General features: G+C 32.1%; 22 protein-coding genes and 1 riboswitch. Of the genes, 6 read left to right on the top strand and 16 right to left on the bottom strand.

Going from position 1 to position 18,731, the window contains the following annotated elements; translation table 11 throughout:
• Window positions 1–77: 77 nt before the first annotated feature.
• Window positions 78–665 carry a thiamine phosphate synthase gene (locus ACZ2G2_RS13860; RefSeq protein ID WP_470392786.1) on the bottom strand — a complete coding sequence of 196 codons (588 nt, stop codon included), beginning with the start codon at window positions 663–665 and terminating at the stop codon, window positions 78–80.
• Between the two features lie 265 nt (window positions 666–930).
• Here ACZ2G2_RS13860 and ACZ2G2_RS13855 point away from each other — a divergent pair, with 265 nt between their 5' ends.
• Window positions 931–1,935 (top strand): LLM class flavin-dependent oxidoreductase, encoded by a 1,005-nt coding sequence (locus tag ACZ2G2_RS13855; protein WP_470392785.1) that lies wholly within the window; start codon window positions 931–933, stop codon window positions 1,933–1,935.
• Between the two features lie 303 nt (window positions 1,936–2,238).
• On the opposite strand, the gene ACZ2G2_RS13850 is transcribed toward ACZ2G2_RS13855, so the two are convergent.
• The 8 genes from ACZ2G2_RS13850 to thiS all read right to left on the bottom strand — a co-directional run bounded on the left by ACZ2G2_RS13850 (window position 2,239) and on the right by thiS (window position 9,793).
• Window positions 2,239–3,108, bottom strand: a complete 870-nt coding sequence (locus tag ACZ2G2_RS13850; RefSeq protein WP_470392783.1) for an outer membrane beta-barrel protein — start codon at window positions 3,106–3,108, stop codon at window positions 2,239–2,241.
• A 265-nt stretch (window positions 3,109–3,373) separates the two neighbouring features.
• A complete protein-coding gene (gene moeB, locus ACZ2G2_RS13845; RefSeq protein ID WP_470392781.1) occupies window positions 3,374–4,432 on the bottom strand; it encodes a molybdopterin-synthase adenylyltransferase MoeB in 1,059 nt (352 codons plus the stop codon).
• Window positions 4,432–5,544 (bottom strand): 2-iminoacetate synthase ThiH, encoded by a 1,113-nt coding sequence (thiH, locus tag ACZ2G2_RS13840; RefSeq protein WP_470392779.1) that lies wholly within the window; start codon window positions 5,542–5,544, stop codon window positions 4,432–4,434. Before thiH ends, moeB begins: the two co-directional genes overlap by 1 nt.
• A gap of 4 nt (window positions 5,545–5,548) precedes the next feature.
• Entirely contained in the window at window positions 5,549–6,367 is an 819-nt protein-coding gene (locus ACZ2G2_RS13835) for a thiazole synthase (RefSeq protein WP_470392777.1), read from the bottom strand.
• Window positions 6,348–6,968 (bottom strand): thiamine phosphate synthase, encoded by a 621-nt coding sequence (thiE, locus tag ACZ2G2_RS13830; RefSeq protein WP_470392775.1) that lies wholly within the window; start codon window positions 6,966–6,968, stop codon window positions 6,348–6,350. Before thiE ends, ACZ2G2_RS13835 begins: the two co-directional genes overlap by 20 nt.
• A complete protein-coding gene (locus tag ACZ2G2_RS13825) occupies window positions 6,965–7,564 on the bottom strand; it encodes a thiamine phosphate synthase (RefSeq protein ID WP_470392774.1) in 600 nt (199 codons plus the stop codon). The genes thiE and ACZ2G2_RS13825 overlap by 4 nt, the downstream gene beginning before the upstream one ends.
• 107 nt (window positions 7,565–7,671) lie before the next feature.
• The gene (thiC, locus tag ACZ2G2_RS13820; protein WP_470392772.1) at window positions 7,672–9,531 is read right to left on the bottom strand and encodes a phosphomethylpyrimidine synthase ThiC; all 1,860 of its coding nucleotides are present in this window, start codon (window positions 9,529–9,531) and stop codon (window positions 7,672–7,674) included.
• Between the two features lie 58 nt (window positions 9,532–9,589).
• Window positions 9,590–9,793: a sulfur carrier protein ThiS gene (thiS, locus tag ACZ2G2_RS13815; protein ID WP_282067832.1), complete on the bottom strand. Its 204-nt coding sequence runs from the start codon at window positions 9,791–9,793 to the stop codon at window positions 9,590–9,592.
• A 94-nt stretch (window positions 9,794–9,887) separates the two neighbouring features.
• Window positions 9,888–9,982, bottom strand: a riboswitch (TPP riboswitch).
• Between the two features lie 262 nt (window positions 9,983–10,244).
• On the opposite strand from thiS, the gene ACZ2G2_RS13810 reads away from it, so the two are divergent.
• On the top strand, window positions 10,245–12,077 hold the full coding sequence (locus ACZ2G2_RS13810; protein WP_470392770.1) for a T9SS type B sorting domain-containing protein: 1,833 nt from the start codon (window positions 10,245–10,247) through the stop codon (window positions 12,075–12,077).
• Window positions 12,078–12,168: 91 nt separating this feature from the next.
• Here the strand turns inward: ACZ2G2_RS13810 and ACZ2G2_RS13805 are convergent, their stop codons facing one another.
• On the bottom strand, window positions 12,169–12,528 hold the full coding sequence (locus ACZ2G2_RS13805; protein WP_470392768.1) for a hypothetical protein: 360 nt from the start codon (window positions 12,526–12,528) through the stop codon (window positions 12,169–12,171).
• Between the two features lie 664 nt (window positions 12,529–13,192).
• Here ACZ2G2_RS13805 and ACZ2G2_RS13800 point away from each other — a divergent pair.
• From ACZ2G2_RS13800 to ACZ2G2_RS13785, 4 genes are all read left to right on the top strand, one after another.
• Window positions 13,193–13,792, top strand: coding sequence for a DUF6642 family protein (locus ACZ2G2_RS13800; protein ID WP_090840812.1), 600 nt, complete (start codon window positions 13,193–13,195; stop codon window positions 13,790–13,792).
• A 196-nt stretch (window positions 13,793–13,988) separates the two neighbouring features.
• Window positions 13,989–14,216: a hypothetical protein gene (locus ACZ2G2_RS13795; protein ID WP_090840810.1), complete on the top strand. Its 228-nt coding sequence runs from the start codon at window positions 13,989–13,991 to the stop codon at window positions 14,214–14,216.
• A complete protein-coding gene (locus tag ACZ2G2_RS13790; RefSeq protein ID WP_470392765.1) occupies window positions 14,217–14,582 on the top strand; it encodes a DUF2237 family protein in 366 nt (121 codons plus the stop codon).
• Between the two features lie 165 nt (window positions 14,583–14,747).
• Window positions 14,748–15,101, top strand: a complete 354-nt coding sequence (locus ACZ2G2_RS13785; protein WP_470392763.1) for a DoxX family protein — start codon at window positions 14,748–14,750, stop codon at window positions 15,099–15,101.
• Here ACZ2G2_RS13785 and ACZ2G2_RS13780 read toward each other — a convergent pair whose 3' ends face one another.
• The 6 genes from ACZ2G2_RS13780 to ACZ2G2_RS13755 form a co-directional block, all read right to left on the bottom strand.
• On the bottom strand, window positions 15,102–15,467 hold the full coding sequence (locus ACZ2G2_RS13780) for a DoxX family protein (RefSeq protein ID WP_470392761.1): 366 nt from the start codon (window positions 15,465–15,467) through the stop codon (window positions 15,102–15,104).
• A 64-nt stretch (window positions 15,468–15,531) separates the two neighbouring features.
• Complete coding sequence (locus ACZ2G2_RS13775) at window positions 15,532–16,782, bottom strand: NAD(P)/FAD-dependent oxidoreductase (RefSeq protein ID WP_470392759.1); 1,251 nt, start codon at window positions 16,780–16,782, stop codon at window positions 15,532–15,534.
• 75 nt (window positions 16,783–16,857) lie between these two features.
• Window positions 16,858–17,016 (bottom strand): hypothetical protein, encoded by a 159-nt coding sequence (locus ACZ2G2_RS13770; protein WP_272022584.1) that lies wholly within the window; start codon window positions 17,014–17,016, stop codon window positions 16,858–16,860.
• 247 nt (window positions 17,017–17,263) lie between these two features.
• Window positions 17,264–17,428, bottom strand: coding sequence for a Lacal_2735 family protein (locus ACZ2G2_RS13765; RefSeq protein ID WP_157823435.1), 165 nt, complete (start codon window positions 17,426–17,428; stop codon window positions 17,264–17,266).
• A 128-nt stretch (window positions 17,429–17,556) separates the two neighbouring features.
• Complete coding sequence (locus tag ACZ2G2_RS13760) at window positions 17,557–18,117, bottom strand: fasciclin domain-containing protein (protein WP_470392756.1); 561 nt, start codon at window positions 18,115–18,117, stop codon at window positions 17,557–17,559.
• 138 nt (window positions 18,118–18,255) lie between these two features.
• Window positions 18,256–18,696 carry a YHS domain-containing (seleno)protein gene (locus ACZ2G2_RS13755; RefSeq protein WP_470392754.1) on the bottom strand — a complete coding sequence of 147 codons (441 nt, stop codon included), beginning with the start codon at window positions 18,694–18,696 and terminating at the stop codon, window positions 18,256–18,258.
• Window positions 18,697–18,731: the final 35 nt, after the last annotated feature.

The raw sequence follows: 18,731 nt of genomic DNA, 5'->3' as shown, positions 1-18,731 counted from the left end.
GGATTTTAGTCACTATTATAATAAATAAAAAAGGCATTACAGTTTTAAACTATACTGCCTTTTTTTGTAGTTTTAAACTAGCTATAAAATTGTTTCATTTTATTAAAGACAGCAATAGGCGTTTTACTACTCCAAATACCACCCAAAACACCAACACCTTTATAGCCTAAATTTGTAAACTTGCTTATATTGTCCGCTGTAACGCCTCCCATACCAATTATTAGCTTGTCAATAGCGGTAACATTAAAACCACGTCCACTAACGTTTGTATTAGAAATTGATGCAAAAACAGGGCTTAGTAAATGATAATCAAATTCAAAATAACAGTCTTCTAAATCTTTTGGATCATGAAAAGAAGAACTTATTGTTTTTCCAAATAAATTAAGATTTTTAAAATAACGACCAGGATTATCAATGTTATCTATTCTTGTTTGTTCCTGAAAATGAATGCCTTTTAAATTAAACTCATTAACCAGCTCATGAAAATAATGCACGACAATTCTGTTGTGATACTGTTCTTCAATTGTATGTATATAGTCAACATGTTGTTTATAATCTTTATCCGGTTTTCTAAGATGAAAATAAGCTAAACCTTCTGCAAACAATTGATTAACAAGTTTAGCTTCGTTTGGAATATCCTTTTCAGGTGAAATTACAATAATCATTAGTCCTTAATTTATGGCATTAATTGGTGATTCTTCATTAAGACGCTGCATTTTAGCAAGCTTTAATTCAGTAAAAAAAATAAATTTTCATCTTAATTTTATAAAGATACAATACCACAAGCATAAATCTAGTATTACAAATAGGTTAGAGGCATTATACCGTTAAACCTATCTAAAAAAGAAGGATAACAGTATTACAATTGGTAAATTTGTGGTCTTACTTTTAGTTATCAATCAAGATAAACACAAACGATTGTAGACACCCATGGATACTCATAAAACATTATATTCTATATTAGACCTTGCTTTAGTTTCAGAAGGTCATACACTTAAACAAACGTATGAAAATGCGTTGCAATTGGCACAAAGTGCGGAAGCTGCAGGTTATACTAGGTATTGGTTGGCAGAACACCACAATGCACCAAATATAGGTAGTAGTGCAACGTCAATATTAATTGGTTATGTTGCGCAAGGTACTAAAACTATTACCATTGGATCTGGAGGTATTATGCTGCCTAACCATTCGCCATTAATTATTGCAGAACAATTTGGGACTTTAGCAACGTTGTATCCTAACCGTATAGATTTAGGATTGGGACGCGCACCAGGTACAGATCGCGAAACAGCAGAAGCTATTAGATCAGATTTTATGTCTGCTGCACACGCTTTTCCAACTATGTTGGGACAAATACAACAATATTTTAGGGCAGATAATGCGACGTCAAAAGTACGTGCTACAGTAGCAGAAGGTGTAGAGGTGCCTATTTATATATTAGGATCAAGCACAGATAGTGCACATTTAGCAGCTAAAAAAGGATTGCCTTATGCGTTTGCCAGTCATTTTGCAACAACACATTTATGGGATGCTTTGGCTATTTATCGTGAAGAATTTAAGCCATCCGAAGCACTAACAAAACCATATACAATTGTGGGTTGCAATGTTATAATTGCAGATACAGATGAAGAAGCAGAGCGGTTATCTACCTCGTTAATAAAGATGATAGTTGGAATATTTACAGGAAAACGCGATTATGTGCAACCACCAACAGCTATGACTAACGAGTTTAGAGATATTTTACAAAACCCTCAAATACACCAAATGCTTAAGTATTCTTTTATAGGAAGTAAAGCGACTGTTAAGGAGCAAATAAAAGACTTTTTAGACAAAACTAAGGCAGACGAGCTTATTGCGGTAAACAATATTTATGGCATAAAAGATCGTATAAAATCGTATCAATTATTTGCTGAAATAATGCAAGAGTTAAATTGATTTAAAACTTCAAATAAAAACACCTATAGTGTTGTATTGTAAGTTTTTATGATTTTTAAAAACAGTCTTTCAAGTATTAAAAAGGCATTGCATTTTTAGCTATATAAACTGTTATTTTAGTGTATACATTATTCCCATGACAATGGATTTAAAAGTATAAACACAATTTTGATTATGCTAATTTATACAATGTACTAAAAAAAGTAAAGCCCATTAAAACTATTGTTTAATGGGCTTTTTTAGACTGTAACAAATTGCTGCTAATCCAAAATTTTATATAATAACATTATACAATTTTTGGGTTTACATGTTTTGTTTTTTAGTACTAGTTTTAAACTTGTAAGTAATACCAAAGTTAACTCCGAAAGAAGAATATGGTACTTTTTGAGATAGTTTTTTAGAGCTATCCGTATTACTGTTTGATAAGTTATCCACGTAAGTAGTCTTTTTATTCACATCTGAAGGTAAATTATCTATGTCATAAAAACCATTTAACACAACTGTACCATCCGCTAAAACAATGTCTGTATTAAATTCTGAGATTTCAGAATCTTTACGCTTTAAACTAATACCATAATACTCAGCTTCTACAAATAATTGAAAGTTGTCATTTAAGTTAAATTTATATCCTAAAGCACCTACAAATCCAAGTGGAAAATGTCCATGAAAATCTTCTTTATAATTAGTTTCAGAGTATGATCCTAATGGGATTCCGAAAGCATCAACCTCTGCTTGAGATAATACTGTTTTGTCATAAATAACAGCTTCCGTTTTACCACCTAATTTTAATAATGCTCCAAAACGACCATAAAAGTTGTTTGTAAATTTATAAACTATAGATGTAGATGCTCCAAAAGCACGTGCTCTTGCAACTGCATCAACATTACGATTTGGAAGAGTAACCTCAGAAACAGTTTGATCTGTACCGTGTAAATAACCAATACCTAAATCTACTCCAAATGAGTCGTTAAAAAAGTAAGTACCTCTTATTTGTACGTTAGCACCTTCACCATAACTTCCGTAAGAATTTTCAGTTTCAGAAATAGTAACAGTTTCACCTAACTTCATTCCAGCACTATCAAAAGCATAACCTGTACTAAGTGACATTTCAAATTGAGAATAAGACACTGTGCTCAACATTAAAGCTGTAAACACAATAAATAAATGTTTCATAATTTTTTGTTTTGATTTATTAATTTTAGAAAAAAAAGATTGAAGCTCTAGGTTAATAAACCGTGAAATTCAATCAAAACAAATATACTTTTTTTACCAATGTAAGCCCCGTAAATGCTTAAACTCTTCAATAAATTGCAGTATGTTTTATTTTTTAACAATTAAATATAAAGACTATTAAAAATAGCTCTAATTTTTAGAGAATATTATCGAGATTAAGTAACTGTAAGTTGTGCTTTTTTTAGGAATTATTACCAGTTAAATTTTAAATGATAGTCCCTTTTAAAAATAGTAAAGGCATTTTTATAGTGTTTTGATTAAGAATATTAATTGCCTGTTTGGCGCGTACACCAGATTTGCAATACACAACTACTGGTTTGTCTTGAAATATTTCAGAGCTTCTAAGGTGTAATTCTCCTAACGGAATATGTTGTCCACCTATATTGTATAATGCGCGTTCTTCCGTTTCCCGGACATCTAATAAATTATATCTTTCGGGATGTTGTTGTAGTTGTTCTAGGGTAATACTTTTATGATTATCTGGTGTAATCCCACAAATAGCGTCGTAATTGGGTTCTAAATCAGTTATGTTTATAGACGTGTTTTTATTAAAATCCAACATCAATTGCGTCATACTTAACGTGTTGTAGGTTAGTAGTTTGCCTGACAATACGTTGCCAATATTGCAGATTATTTTAATTACTTCGTTAGCTTGAAAACTACCAATTATTCCTGGTAAAACACCTAAAACACCAATCTCTGAACAGTTTGGTACTTCATTAGGGTTTGGAGCATTTGGATATAAACAACGATACGTTGGTCCGTTTTGATAATTGAAGACAGAGACCTGGCCTTCAAACTTAAAAATTGAACCAAATACCACAGGTTTGTTAGTTAAAACAGCTGCGTCATTTACTAAATAACGTGTCGGAAAGTTATCACTACCATCCACTACAATATCATATTTAGAAAATAAAGAGATGGCATTATCCACTGTTAATCGCTCTAAATGCGTTTCAAAAGTTATAAATGGATTTAATTGTGATAACCGTTTAGTAGCTATTTCAGCTTTAAGCTTACCAACATCGGCATAGGTATATAAGATTTGACGTTGCAAGTTGCTTTGTGCGATGGTGTCATGATCTATAACACCAATAGTACCAACACCAGCAGCTGTTAAGTATTGTAATATCGGGCATCCTAAACCTCCTGCACCAATAACTAGCACTTTAGCTTGCTTAAGTTTTAACTGCCCTTTTTGACCTATTTCATCTAAAATTAGATGACGATCATATTGTTGTTGTTCTTGTTTTGATAGTTCCATTATTTCCAATTATTTGCCCAATCTTTCCAAACTACTTCAAGACCTTTAGTTTTTAGCATGGTTGTTATTGCTTCAGTTGATCTTTCGTCAGAGATTTCAAATTGTTCTAGAGATTGAGGTGCTACCGCATAACCACCCGGATTTGTTTTAGATTCCGCACTTATAGAAGTGATACCTAAATTGACAATATTATCTCTAAACACTTCACTTTCGCGTGTAGACATGGATAATTCTACATCTTCATCTAACAAACGGAATGCACAAATTAGCTGTACTAAATCAGGATCTGTCATTTCTACTTTTGGTTCTAATCCTCCAGAATGCGGTCTTAACCTAGGAAAGGAGATGGAGTATTTAGTTTTCCAGTATGTTTTTTGTAAATAATTTAAATGAAGTGCAGTAAAAAAACTATCCGCACGCCAATCTTCCAAACCAAATAAGGCGCCTAATCCTATTTTATGAATACCTGCTTTACCCAATCTATCAGGAGTATCTAGTCTAAAATCGAAGTTGGATTTTTTACCTTTTGGATGGTGTTTTTTATATTCGTCTCGGTGATACGTTTCTTGATAAACTAATACGGCATAAAGTCCGCTATCAATTAACGTTTCATACTCATCTTGAAGTAATGGTTGCACCTCGATAGTGATATTTGAAAAATGCGAACGAATAAGTTGCAACGCATTATCAATATAATTTACACCAACGGTTTTATTAGCTTCTCCTGTAACTAGTAAAATATGATCATAGCCTTTAGATTTTAAATACTCCACTTCCTCAAGGATTTCAGGGTTTGTTAATGTTCTACGTGGAATTTTATTAGTCATACTAAAACCACAATAGGTACAAATATTTTGACACTCGTTACTCAAATACATTGGTGCATACATTTGGATAGTATTACCAAAACGCTTTTTAGTTAATTGTTGACTTAATTGTGCCATTTGCTCTAAATACGGTTTAGCAGCAGGCGAAATCAGCGCTTTAAAGTCTTCTAAATCTCGTTTTGGTTTATTCAAAGCATGCAAAACATCCGATTCTGTTTTATCAAAAATGCTTTGTAACGTGTCTTCCCAATTGTATTTATCAAATACCTCTTTAAAACTGCTCATATGCTTAATTTAAGAAACTAGTTAACGGACTGCTTGCCATAGCTTTTTTATTAATCACAGGTGCTAATTTGGCTTCGTAAGCTAATCTACCAGCTTTTACAGCAAGCTTAAAAGCTTCAGCCATTTGCACAGGGTTTTGAGAAACAGCAATGGCTGTATTAATTAAAACGGCGTCTGCACCTAATTCCATTGCAAAAGCAGCATGAGAAGGCGCACCAAGACCCGCATCTACAATAACGGGGACGTTACTTTGCTCTATTATAATTTCTAGAAATTCTTGTGTTTTAATGCCTTTATTACTTCCAATTGGCGCCCCTAAAGGCATCACACATTGTACACCAACATCTTCTAATCGTTTACATAATACTGGGTCTGCATGGATATAAGGCATAACTACAAACCCTAATTTTACCAATATCTCTGCTGCTTTTAAGGTTTCGATTGGATCTGGTAATAAGTATTTTGGATCGGGATGTATTTCTAATTTAATCCAATTGGTTTCCAAAGCTTCTCTTGATAATTGTGCTGCAAAAATGGCTTCGTTTACATCACGAACGCCAGACGTATTTGGTAATAAATGTATATTAGGATGCTTTAAATGACTTAAAATATCATCTTGTTTATCTTTTACATCAACCCGCTTTAATGCTACGGTTATAAGCTCACTCTCTGAGGTTAATAAAGCGTCTTCCATTATTTTAGACGAACTAAATTTGCCTGTTCCTGTAAATAACCTGGAGTTAAATTGTTTATCTGCTATTTGTAACATAGTATGTATTATTTTCTTTTGATGACTATCTTGGTTATTGTGTGATGTCAGCATTGATTAATGTCTTAAAATTTAAAATTGAATTAAAATCACGAGTAATTTCGCCGGAAACAGCAATACCATGAACACCTGTTTTTATAATAGAGGAAACATCTGTTTGAATAATGCCACCTATAGCTATAATTGGTGTTTTGGTTTGTAATTGCTTTACTAGGGAAGCATACCCTTGTTGCCCTAAAACAGGACTTAAGTTGGCTTTAGTTTTGGTAAATTTGAAAGGTCCTAAACCAATATAATCTACCTTTTTATCTATTAATGTTTGACAGTCTTCAAGTGTATTTGCTGTTCCTCCAATAATTTGCCATGTTTCTAAAGTCGCTCTAGCTATTAGTGGACAGGTATCTGATTTTCCTAAATGAACACCATCTGCTTGGACTTGAACAGCGATTTTAAAATGATCGTTTATAATTAGTAAAACACCATGTTTTGAGGTGATTTCTCTTGCTTTTTTTGCGGTTTCTAGTACCACGTGTTTAGTCTCGTTTTTTAGTCGTAATTGTACTAAGTCTATTCCTGAAACGCAGGCTTTTTTAATGTTCTCTAAATGTTGGGTAGGAGAGGCGCCTTGTGATATATAATGTAGTTTTGGTATCATATTATTTTATTTAATACTGCCTTTTTTAATGCTATAAATTGATCAAAAGGATTTTTTGTATTCCAAATACTCCCTAAAACTGCAACACCTTTAAAACCTAGGGATAATGCTTGCGGTATATTGTTAACAGTAATACCGCCCAAAGCAATAATTGACTTATCAATAGCAGTAACGTCAAAACCTTTACCGGAATAGTCTTTTTTTGATATCGAATCAAATATTGGACTTAGTAAATGGTAATCCAATTGAAAAGAACAATTAGCCAATACTTCAGGATTATGAAAAGAGGCACTAATTGTTTTTCCAAATAGGTCTAAATTTTTTAAATATGGACCAGGATTATCGATATGATCTATTCTTTTTTGTTCTGTAAAATGAATCCCTTTTATGGGGAATGTATTAACCAGTTTATGATGATGATGGACTACAATTTTATGATGGTATTTAGTCTCTATTTGATTTAAATACGAAACATGCTCTTGATAGTTTTTTAAAGGTTTCCTTAAATGAAAACACTCTAAACCATTATGAAACAATGTGTTTAATGTTTCAGTTTCTTGAGGCACATCTTGTTCTGGAGCAATGACAATGATCATGTGTTTTTGAGTTAAGGATTGCAATGAAAATCCTTTTGCTTTTTCTGCAAAAGATTGTAATGGAAAGCCTGCCCACGCTTTTTTTGCGTGGGAACTTCCTAATTATTTTATAGATATACTTCGGAACCTTTGGCTTTAAATTCTTTAGATTTTTCGTCCATTCCTTTTTGAATGACCTCGTTATCTACAATTTTGTTTTCGGCAGCAAAATCACGGACTTCCTGAGAAATTTTCATGGAACAGAATTTTGGTCCACACATCGAGCAGAAATGGGCGATTTTAGCACCAGCTGCTGGCAACGTTTCGTCGTGGTACTCTCTGGCACGTTCGGGATCTAATCCCAAATTAAATTGATCTTCCCATCTAAACTCGAATCGTGCCATACTTAGTGCATTATCGCGATGTTGTGACCCTGGATGCCCTTTTGCTAAATCGGCAGCATGAGCAGCCAATTTATAGGTTACTACACCAACGCGGACGTCCTCTTTATTGGGTAAACCAAGATGTTCTTTTGGGGTTACGTAGCACAACATAGCGCAACCATACCAACCAATCATGGCAGCTCCAATTCCGGATGTAATGTGATCGTAACCAGGTGCAATATCTGTGGTTAATGGCCCTAATGTGTAAAAAGGAGCCTCGTCACAAAGCTCTATTTGTTTCTCCATATTTTCTTTAATCATGTGCATTGGTACGTGACCAGGACCTTCTATAAAGCATTGTACGTCATGTTTTCTGGCAATTTGTGTTAATTGACCTAAGGTTTCTAGCTCGGCAAACTGCGCTTCGTCATTGGCATCTGCAACAGATCCAGGACGTAAACCATCACCTAAAGAGAAAGCGACATCGTATTGTTTAAGAATCTGGCAAATGTCTTCAAAATGAGTATATAAAAAGCTTTCTTTATGATGGGCTAAACACCATTTAGCCATAATAGAGCCACCACGAGATACGATACCGGTAACGCGATTGGCGGTCATAGGTACATAACGTAATAAAACACCTGCGTGAATGGTAAAATAATCAACACCTTGTTCTGCTTGCTCTATTAACGTGTCTTTAAAAATCTCCCATGTTAAGTCTTCTGCGACACCATTAACTTTTTCTAAAGCTTGATAAATAGGTACGGTACCAACGGGAACAGGGGAGTTGCGAATGATCCACTCTCGGGTTTCATGAATGTTTTCTCCGGTAGATAAATCCATAATGTTATCTGCACCCCAACGACACGCCCAAACTGCTTTTTCCACTTCTTCCTCAATAGAAGAGGTGACTGCTGAGTTACCAATATTGGCATTAATTTTAACCAAAAAGTTGCGTCCTAAAATCATAGGTTCGGCTTCTGGGTGATTAATATTGGAAGGTATTACGGCGCGACCTCTTGCAACTTCAGAACGTACAAATTCTGGTGTGATTTTATCAGGAATAGAGGCTCCAAAATGCTCGCCCTTATGTTGCTTTCTTATTTGGATCATCTCATCAATACGCTGGTTTTCGCGGATAGCAATGTATTCCATTTCTGGTGTGATAATACCTTGTTTGGCATAATGTAATTGGGTTACATTTTCTCCTTTTTTAGCACGTAATGGCTTTTTTAGTAGTTTAAAACGCATGTGGTCTAAACTTTTATCGTTTAGACGCTGATTACAATAGGTAGAAGAGTAGGCGTCTAATTGTTCCACATTATTACGTTGTAAAATCCAAGATTCACGGATGCGCTCTATTCCGCTATGGATATCGATTTGTTTGTTTGGATCTGTATACGGACCCGAAGTGTCGTACACTGTTACTGGCTGGTTAGGTGTTTTCTTTTTAGTCATAGAATCCACGGTGTCGCTCAACTCAATTTCCCGCATAGCGACTTTGATTTGTGAGTGAATTTTACCACTAACGTAAATCTTTTTAGAATTAGGAAAAGGGTTTCTGGTAATGCCGCCTTTTTTGGGCGCAGTATCTTTGTTTTTCATCGTTTAAGGGTTGATTATTTTTGGTCTTTTATTGTATTGAAGTATTTGAAAGTGGCAATTATCCGCCTTGAGTAGCTTTAATAATTAGCACAGCATCACCATCATTAGGCGTTGTAGAGATCCAATCTGATTTGGTGATAATACTTTGATTTATAGCAACAGCAATCCCGTTAACCGAAATATCTAGTTGGTTAATTATTTGGTCTAGTGTGACCGTAGATTGAAATTGGTACGTGGTGTTATTAACCTTTATGTTTATCATATTAATTACAATTTAGAAGCATAAAAGCTTCAGTTATGTAAACAATAAAGGATTGAGAATGGTAAGAATTGAAAATAGAGGAAGTGTACAGTAAAAAATACTGTTAACTTTTCCCTACGTTGGTATTAACCAAATCAGGTTCTAAGGATTTTTCTCAAACTAATTTAATAGCTACTCCTAAAGTTTACTGTAACAAAGCTAGTAATTTGAATTTGTAATTAGTTACAAAATGAATAAATTTTAAATTTTATTTTAATTCTGTATACTTACTACCTTAAGGACGATATTTTAAATAATTTTTGAAACCTGTAATGCTAATTGAAGCTGATAACTTTAATTTATTGGCTAAAAAATAAATGTCTTTTCCTATTTTTAAGACGTGAAAGTGGATTGTGGTAAATGAAGATAAAAGTATATATTTGAATCCAACCACAAAATACTTTTTAGCACATTGAAAATTACATTTTACCTTTATTTTATATTACTCGCATTATTTATCAATCAATCTTCCAGAAATAAGTTATCATTAAAAGATCAAGAATTAGATAAAACAACAATAATAAACACGTTGCCAGAGTGTACAGCATTATCTGGTTATTTAACTGACAATGCTTTTACTTGGATTTCTATTGAGAATGCAACAGGCTATTTAGTCTCGGTAGGTACATCTCCTGGCGCTACAGATATAGCAAATATGGTAGATGTAGATTTTAATGCTTTTAACTCTCCTATTCAATTTCCTTTAGGAGAGCAAGTATATGTAACTATTATCCCATACAATTCAGAAGGATTAGCAACGGGATGTTCAGAAGAAAGTTTTTTTGTTAATGACGATGCAGGGTGCTCTAATGTTACCTTTCCTGTATATAACGCAATGAATGTCCCAGTAGATACTAATATTAGTTGGGATGAGAGTACAAGTACAGTAGGTTACACTATTGGTTTAGGTACATCTACTGGAGATTCTGATATTATGGTTGCTGTAGACGTGGGAAATGTAAATACATTTAATCCTCCTTTTGATTTACCAGAAAACACAGAAATATATGTTACTATAACTTCATATAATCATTTAGGTTTGGGTACAGTTTGTGGAGATGATATGTTTACTACAGGTAGTTCAACCACTTTAGGTTGTACTAATTTAAGTGCACCAGTGAACGATGATACAAATGTATCAATAACTGCGAGTTTAAGTTGGAATGCTATTACAGAAGCTACAGGTTATTTATTATCTATAGGAACAACATCGGGCGGAACGGATATATTAAATTCTGAAGATGTTGGTAATGTTTTAAGCTACACGCCGCTTGACAATTTTCCTGACAACACAGTACTTTATGTAAATATAACTCCTTATAACGTTGTTGGTTTAGCAAATGGTTGTGTAGAAGAAAGTTTTACAACCGAATCGCAGCTAAATCTACCCATTTGCACAAACTTAAATGCGCCAAGCAATGGAGATTCCAACGTATTAGCAACTGCTATATTATCTTGGGATGCAAGTTCTAATGCCACCGGTTATTTATTATCGATAGGAACAACATCAGGGGGAACAGATATAGTGAATTCTGAAGATGTTGGTAATGTTTTAAGTTACACGCCAATTGACAATTTTCCTAATAGCACAGTGCTTTATGTAACTATAACACCTTATAATGTTGTTGGTTTAGCAAATAGTTGTGTAGAAGAAATCTTTACAACCGAAACGTTACCAAATTTGCCTAGTTGCAGTAACTTAATAAGTCCAAGTAATGGAGCAGTAGATGTCTCTATTTCAACAAATATTACTTGGAGCTCGGCCAATAATGCCACAGGATATTTAATATCTATTGGGACAACCTCGGGAGGAACTGATATTTTAAACAATGAAGATGTCGGATCAGAAACAACTATTGATTTAGCTTTAGACTTACCCGAACAAACAGACATATTTGTATTAATTATACCGTATAACGACAACGGAGAAGCTTTAAGTTGTGCAGAACAACAGTTTACAACAGTAAGTCGCTTAGTGTCCAATTCTACGATGATAATTCCTAAATATTTTACGCCAAATAATGATACTGTCCATGATCAATGGGAAATTCAAGGATCGGTACTTAAAATAGAGGTTGTATATATCTATAATCGTTTTGGGAAATTATTAAAAACTATAAATAGTGCTCCGTTTTCTTGGAATGGTACCTATAATAATCAGTTATTACCACAAAATGATTACTGGTACGAGATACAGTTGTTTTCAAGCGAAACTATTACAGGTCATTTTACTCTAAGACGTTAACAATTAGATTTATTTCATAAAAAAGCCACTCAGTTTATTTAATAAAATTGAGTGGCTTTTTAACTATATTAAACAGTTATTTAATTAAAATCTACATTTTGATCCATTCGCACAATTCACCTTCATAATTAGTATAACGCAAAATTGCTTGAGATTTATCAAAAGTTATTGTATAATCGTCGCCTTCTTCTCTAACATAAGAAGTTTCTGAAGTACGCATCCAAATTATTTCATTACCGTTAACAATCTGTACTAAATGCAACCCTTTTTCTTCCGTTTTTTTGACTTGTAATGTAATTTGATCTACATCACAATTAGATATATAATCACCTTGCAAAAAAGCTTTAGTGGTTTTAAACTCAGAATCCTGTAGTGACGTTTGCTCTTGACTTGAAGCGGTACTAGCTATAAACAATATAAAAGTTGCAGCCATTACTATATTTTTATACATTGTATTTGATTTTTTCATTTTACTAAATTACGAAGTTTGTTTTAAATAAATCTATTTTATTTTTTTTGATCTATCATTCTAGTATAGCTATAATTATGCCATAAACTTAATAGTTCATCGATTTCTATCTTTTAATTTTTTTAAAAATATTGATAAAATGAAGGTGAACTTTAATAATTACTTTAGATTTTTACTACTGTAAAAAGTTAGGTTAAAAAGTGAAACTATTGGTTTTCTTTATAGAAAAATTACTGGTTGTTAACGGTTGGAGTAAACAAACAGATAACGTTAAACGAGATTGCGTTTAGTCAAATAGATTATTATTATTATTATATACTTTTATTTAGCTATACATATAGTTAGTTAAATATTTTTGTGTCTTTGTAATTTAAAATTAATAGATCACAATTATGTTTAAAATATTAAAAAAGAAATCAGAAAAATAAAAATTACAAGCTATAATCAATAGCTTGTAATAATAACATTAATGGTTGTAAAGAAAAACACAACACCATTTAGAAAAAATTAAATACTATTGTACTAGTATAGCTTTTAAACATTAAAAGCTGCTGATAATTTACCTGTGTTTTAACTAATATCCTTAAAAAAAATAAAAGTTTTGCAGTATTTTTGCAATTGATATTTTACGCATAAATACTAAGATTTGTTAGAGAAAACACAGCAATTACCACAAGTAGAATTAATAGATACAGATTATTTTATTTACTGTCTAGAAGCAGTGGAAGATATAGAAATTGATCAGGTTACAGAAGCACAAAAAAAGCTAGAACAACTAACATTGCAATATGGCGTTGCCAGTATTTATAATACCTGCGATACTATTGAAGGATTAGAATCTAGTTTAGATGCATTGGTCTTGGATGATCATAATTTTAAAGACTACGAAATAATTTATTTAGTTATAGAAGGAGAAGCTAATAGCATTTGTTTAAATGACTATTACTACAGTCTACAAGAAATTGCTGAACTTTTTGAAGGGCGTTTAGAAGGTAAAATTTTACATTTCTCAAATGCTAAAGTCACAGATTTAGACGAAGAAGAAGCCCAATACTTTTTAGATATAACTGGCGCAAAAGCAGTTTCTGGCTACGGATATGAAAGTCAAGGAGTAACTAGCTCTAATCTTGACATCGCATTCTTTAATTTATTTAAAGAAGACGATAATATGTTAGATGTAGTGGAAGAGCTGCATCAAAGACATTACAAACTATGCAAACTACTCGATTTTAGAATGTATTATTAAGTTTGAAGTTGTAATACAGTTTCGGAATAAATCTTCTTTTATTTCTACCATGGAGAAATAAAACAAAGAATAGCGCTATTTTTTGTTTTTTGCATAGCTCAAGCCAATCTTAAAATAAGCATAATCAATTGTTAATTATTTGAATACGAGCTTTGTTTAATTATCTTTGTTAAAGAATAAACAAAACACGAAAGCAATGGAATTAATAAACGAAGCATTAGAATTTGAACATGCAAAAATGAGCCATATGTCTACAAGTGATAGAGTGGTTGCATCAAGAGAAGCAAAGCGTCTAATATTAGCATTAAACGAGATTTACAAAAAATCAAAGGATACAAGTTTAATGGATATCATGAAACGTTTAACTGCTAAGAAGAAAAAAATTGAAAAGCGCTTAATAGGTAGACCTGAATCAGCTTTTTAGATGACGGAACTAAATGTATTAGGTACAGAATTAAAACCCTGTTGTACAAATCCTGCAACAGGGTATTTTAGGGATGGCTATTGTAGAACAATGTCGGAAGATTCAGGAACACATATTATTAGTGCAATAATGACAACCGAATTCTTAGCGTATACAAAATCAAGAGGCAACGATTTAAGTACGCCAATACCGCATTGGCAATTCCCGGGACTTGTCGCAGGATCAAAATGGTGTTTATGTATCTCACGATGGTTACAAGCGGAAAAAGACGGTGTCGCACCTCCTGTTGTACTAGAAAGCACACTTCAAAAGGCGTTAGACTATACTTCAATAGAATTATTAAAACAATACCAAGCTAAGGTTTAAATCTCTATGACTAAATCTTATGTTTAAAACCTATCTAAGATTTGTTTTAAAAGCCCAAAAATTAAATACTAGTAACACTAATATAGCAAGGCTTTCAGTTATGTCTTACATGCTATATATCTTAAATAATCTATTAACTGTAATCTAGTATTAATTCATTTCCATTTGAAAATCTATCACATTATTTTAATCATTTTCTTAGCAATATCATTTTTGTTTTATGGATACGGATGTTTGTTTTTAGATAAAATGAAGTTGGAATTTGTACGTTTTAAATTAAGTGACACCCAACGAAAAATAACAGGAGTTTTACAAATTATCGCAGGGGTTGCACTTCTTCTAAGTTTTATAAGTCCCCTTGTAGGTATTATAGCCACTGGAGGATTAACTATTCAAATGCTTTTAGGATTTATGGTAAGACTAAAAATTAAAGATTCAATTATTTTATCTTTACCATCTTTTGTCTTTATGATTTTAAACGGTTACTTATTTGTCCATTTTCTAGCTATCTATAGTTAATTATTGTACTAAAGCTACTATTAAAGATAGCGACAAAAATATAAAAGCAGGTAAAGATTTTTTTATAGGATCACCTATTTTTAGGTGCATTAAAATGGCTCCAAACATTAAGACTATAATACCTAATGCTGACGGTATTTCCAATTGATTATAATAAAATGAGACTAAAAGACCTATTGAAAACAGCACCTTTAAAGTACCAACACACAGCATTACCCATTTAGGTAATCCATAAGCCTTAAATTCATCAGCCATAGTATCAGCATTATTTCCACGCCATGCTGTAGATTTATTAAACCTAAATAACCACACGTTTAGAATACTAAGTGCGATTGCAATTTTGATTATGTTTATTAAATAGTCCATTGAATTAATTTTTAAAGTAAGTGTAATTAAATTTATTTTGAATGTACTGTATTTAACAGTCCTTTTATAGTCTAACGTCTATTGTTTGTATAATTTGTAATGCTGCTTTTTCTCCTGAAAGCATTGCAGCATTTAAAGAACCATTTAGTTGGGTATCACCAGCAAGGAACACACGATCACTAAATTTTGTATCCGCCGGTAACATGTCATACTTCAAACCCTCTAATTTTGGTAATGCATGTGCTATCGCATAATGTTTTAAACAAGTGCTAGTATCTATTTTACAATACTGCATCAATTCTTGTTTAACACGCATTATTAATGATTCAGAATTTAAACCGTGCGTTTTTACTACAGTAACAGATAATAATTCCTTTTTATTAACTGCGTTAGATGGTATGCTAGTGTGGTAAAATATGTTGTTAATTAGCGCATCATTGTCTACAATAAGTCCAATAAGCGGTTTGTCTATCACTCTAATATCTGTTTCAAAATATAATGTATCGCAAGATTTCCATTTAACCTTTGGCTGTTTATTACGACCAGTAAGTTTGCTAGCGTCAGTAGCTATAATTGTAAAATCACTTGTTAATTTGGTATTATCTTCAAGTATAATTTTACCATCCTCCACAGACTTTACTTTGGTGTCAAATTTAAAAGTCGTTTGTTTTAAATTGCCTTTTAGTTGCTTTGGTATCGCTTCAATGCCGTCTTTTGGTAATGCAGCAAAACCTTCACCAAACATTTTGTAAACAAATTCAAACATTCTACTTGATGTTTCTAGATTAGGCTCTAAAAAGATACCACTAAAAAATGGTTTAAAAAACCGAGCAATCATATCTTCAGAAAATCCAAAATCTGTTAAATATTGAAGCGTTGTTTGTTCTGTTTTATCAAAAATTTCAGTCAATGCTGCATTTTTTAATAGACTATTTAACTTCAGTATTTTAAACTTGTCTTGTAATGTTCCAATACCCGAAAATAAAGTCGGAAAAAGTAAGGTCATGTTTCTTAAAGGGTCTCCAATAGTCTTTTTGGTTCCGTTACTAAAAACAGTAGCGCCAGGTAAAAAATGTTGTAACTCTAAAGCTTCAATATTTAAATATTTTTGAGCACTTGGGTAAGCTGTAAGTAGGACTTGAAACCCATGATCCAATTGATAACCATCAATAATATCTGTTTTTACTCGTCCTCCAACACGATCTGTTGCTTCAATTATAGTTGATTTGTATCCATTATCTTCCAATACTTTAGAAGCTATTAATCCGCTTATTCCAGCACCTATAATATGTATTTTATAATCTTGTTTATTCATATTAAATTTAAAATTACAACAGCATATAATTGACGTTAATTGCTACTGACCTCAATCTGACAATCACCTTATCTTTTATTTTAGTTGCCTGTTTTCTTCTTCATTTAAATTTTGATTTAAATTAGGATAGTTCTCTTCCTTTTGCTTCTTGTTAGAGTAGAAAATATTGTAAAATGTTAAAAACATGTACGTCGCAAATATTACACCTCCAATTATAAAAAATGAGATATTCATGATTTTCTTCTTTGTCTAATTGCTATTGCAAACAATAATATTGTTCCAGGCCAGTGTGCCGAATATTGAGCTTCAGCGGTCATTCCGAACAGTCCCAATCCTACTGAATACAGTAAACATAGAAAGGCCAAAATTACAGGATACCATTTTAAAATTATTTCTTTCATTTTTATTTTTTTTAGTAACAGTGTAAGTGCTTGTTTTGATGTTAGAGGTATTACAAAGCCATTTTTAAGCCTGCTATTTGTTATTTTAACTGCTCTAATTTTTTCATAATCTCTTCAGCTTCATAAACCTTTTGATCACTTAGTTTTCTGTTAGTAGAAGATAAACTATGTGCTTCTTTAGTTAGTTTTTGATATTGATCGTACAACTTGTCTTTTTCTGATTTCTTTTTAAATAATCCAAACATAATGTTAAGTTTTAAGTGGTATTTCTATTAATAAAAATATAGACTTATAATTATTATTGTCTATAAAAAATCCATCTCTAATTGAAATGGATTTTCTGCTAAAAACTAGCCAATTGTCAAGCTAATAGTTATGGCATAACTACTGTATCAATTGCATGAATAACACCATTGGAAGCATCTACATCAGCTATAACTATTGTTGATTTATTTCCTTTAGCATCTGTAAGTATAACATTAGCACCACTTAGTGATGCAGTTAAAATTCCTCCTTGAACCGTTGCTATTTTAAATTCTCCATTGTTAGCGTTTATAGCTTTTATAACATCTGCAGCCATAAATTTACCAGAGACTACGTGGTAAGTAAGAATAGAGGTTAATGTTTCTTTATTTTCTGCTTTAAGCAAAGATGCTACAGTACCTTCAGGAAGTTTTGCAAATGCATCATTTATTGGAGCAAAAACAGTAAAGGGACCTTCACTATTAAGCGTTTCTACTAATTCGGCAGCTTTTACGGCAGCTACTAAGGTTGTAAATTTTTCATTACCAGCTGCAATAGCAACAATTGTTTTGTCAGTATTAAATACTTCATTTTTAATAGAAGAATTTTCTGTAGAAGAATTTAAACTAGTAAATGCCGTAAAAACAAAGACAATTCCAGCGACAATCGAAAGTGTGATAAATTTTTTCATAATATTATATTTTTTTATCAAAGATACTTCAGGTTTCTCATTGTAAACTAATTATTTTGTTTAATTCTTTGTTAAAATGTTTAAACAAAAAAGTTTTACTATTTATCATTACGTGATTAAATGCATAAAAAAAATGCGTTATTTTAACTTTTTCCAATTATTATCGGCTTTTATTTTTAAAGTATCAGTAGATTCTTCTAGCCAAGTTTCAAGCGTATTGTTTATCCTAGAATTATAAAAAAGATATAGTTTTCCGTCTCTTATTTTAAAAGTCTCTGGATCGATAGATACTTTTTTATTTTTTATAGTAATGGCATAAGCAAAATAACCTCCGTATTGGGGGACATATTGCATTGGATTGGCATTAAATGTGTCTAAATTGGTTTGAGATGAAAATTTATAGTTTACACCATCATGTGTCGCTACATAGTTGTTGTTTCCTACTTGAACGGTATTATTAAAATACGAAACCACACCATATCCATCCGCTATAAAACCTTTTTTAGTATTATAATCTATTGTTTGTGCGTTTACAGAATATGCTATTACTAGTAATACTATGGTGAGTGCTTTTTTCATTGTTTGATATATTTATATGATAATCTGTATCTAAT

The sequence above is a fragment of the Olleya sp. KKT75 genome (genome assembly GCF_055635485.1).
Note: the sequence above shows the minus strand (reverse complement) of the source record. Positions and strands in the feature narration are given on the sequence as shown.

Bases quoted from the DNA above. Each gene is read 5' to 3' on its own strand.
- ACZ2G2_RS13860 (WP_470392786.1), bottom strand. From the start codon at position 665: ATGATTATTGTAATTTCACCTGAAAAGGATATTCCAAACGAAGCTAAA.
- ACZ2G2_RS13855 (WP_470392785.1), top strand. From the start codon at position 931: ATGGATACTCATAAAACATTATATTCTATATTAGACCTTGCTTTAGTT.
- ACZ2G2_RS13850 (WP_470392783.1), bottom strand. From the start codon at position 3,108: ATGAAACATTTATTTATTGTGTTTACAGCTTTAATGTTGAGCACAGTG.
- moeB (WP_470392781.1), bottom strand. From the start codon at position 4,432: ATGGAACTATCAAAACAAGAACAACAACAATATGATCGTCATCTAATT.
- thiH (WP_470392779.1), bottom strand. From the start codon at position 5,544: ATGAGCAGTTTTAAAGAGGTATTTGATAAATACAATTGGGAAGACACG.
- ACZ2G2_RS13835 (WP_470392777.1), bottom strand. From the start codon at position 6,367: ATGCTGACATCACACAATAACCAAGATAGTCATCAAAAGAAAATAATA.
- thiE (WP_470392775.1), bottom strand. From the start codon at position 6,968: ATGATACCAAAACTACATTATATATCACAAGGCGCCTCTCCTACCCAA.
- ACZ2G2_RS13825 (WP_470392774.1), bottom strand. From the start codon at position 7,564: ATGATCATTGTCATTGCTCCAGAACAAGATGTGCCTCAAGAAACTGAA.
- thiC (WP_470392772.1), bottom strand. From the start codon at position 9,531: ATGAAAAACAAAGATACTGCGCCCAAAAAAGGCGGCATTACCAGAAAC.
- thiS (WP_282067832.1), bottom strand. From the start codon at position 9,793: ATGATAAACATAAAGGTTAATAACACCACGTACCAATTTCAATCTACG.
- ACZ2G2_RS13805 (WP_470392768.1), bottom strand. From the start codon at position 12,528: ATGTATAAAAATATAGTAATGGCTGCAACTTTTATATTGTTTATAGCT.
- ACZ2G2_RS13795 (WP_090840810.1), top strand. From the start codon at position 13,989: ATGGAATTAATAAACGAAGCATTAGAATTTGAACATGCAAAAATGAGC.
- ACZ2G2_RS13790 (WP_470392765.1), top strand. From the start codon at position 14,217: ATGACGGAACTAAATGTATTAGGTACAGAATTAAAACCCTGTTGTACA.
- ACZ2G2_RS13780 (WP_470392761.1), bottom strand. From the start codon at position 15,467: ATGGACTATTTAATAAACATAATCAAAATTGCAATCGCACTTAGTATT.
- ACZ2G2_RS13775 (WP_470392759.1), bottom strand. From the start codon at position 16,782: ATGAATAAACAAGATTATAAAATACATATTATAGGTGCTGGAATAAGC.
- ACZ2G2_RS13770 (WP_272022584.1), bottom strand. From the start codon at position 17,016: ATGAATATCTCATTTTTTATAATTGGAGGTGTAATATTTGCGACGTAC.
- ACZ2G2_RS13765 (WP_157823435.1), bottom strand. From the start codon at position 17,428: ATGTTTGGATTATTTAAAAAGAAATCAGAAAAAGACAAGTTGTACGAT.
- ACZ2G2_RS13760 (WP_470392756.1), bottom strand. From the start codon at position 18,117: ATGAAAAAATTTATCACACTTTCGATTGTCGCTGGAATTGTCTTTGTT.
- ACZ2G2_RS13755 (WP_470392754.1), bottom strand. From the start codon at position 18,696: ATGAAAAAAGCACTCACCATAGTATTACTAGTAATAGCATATTCTGTA.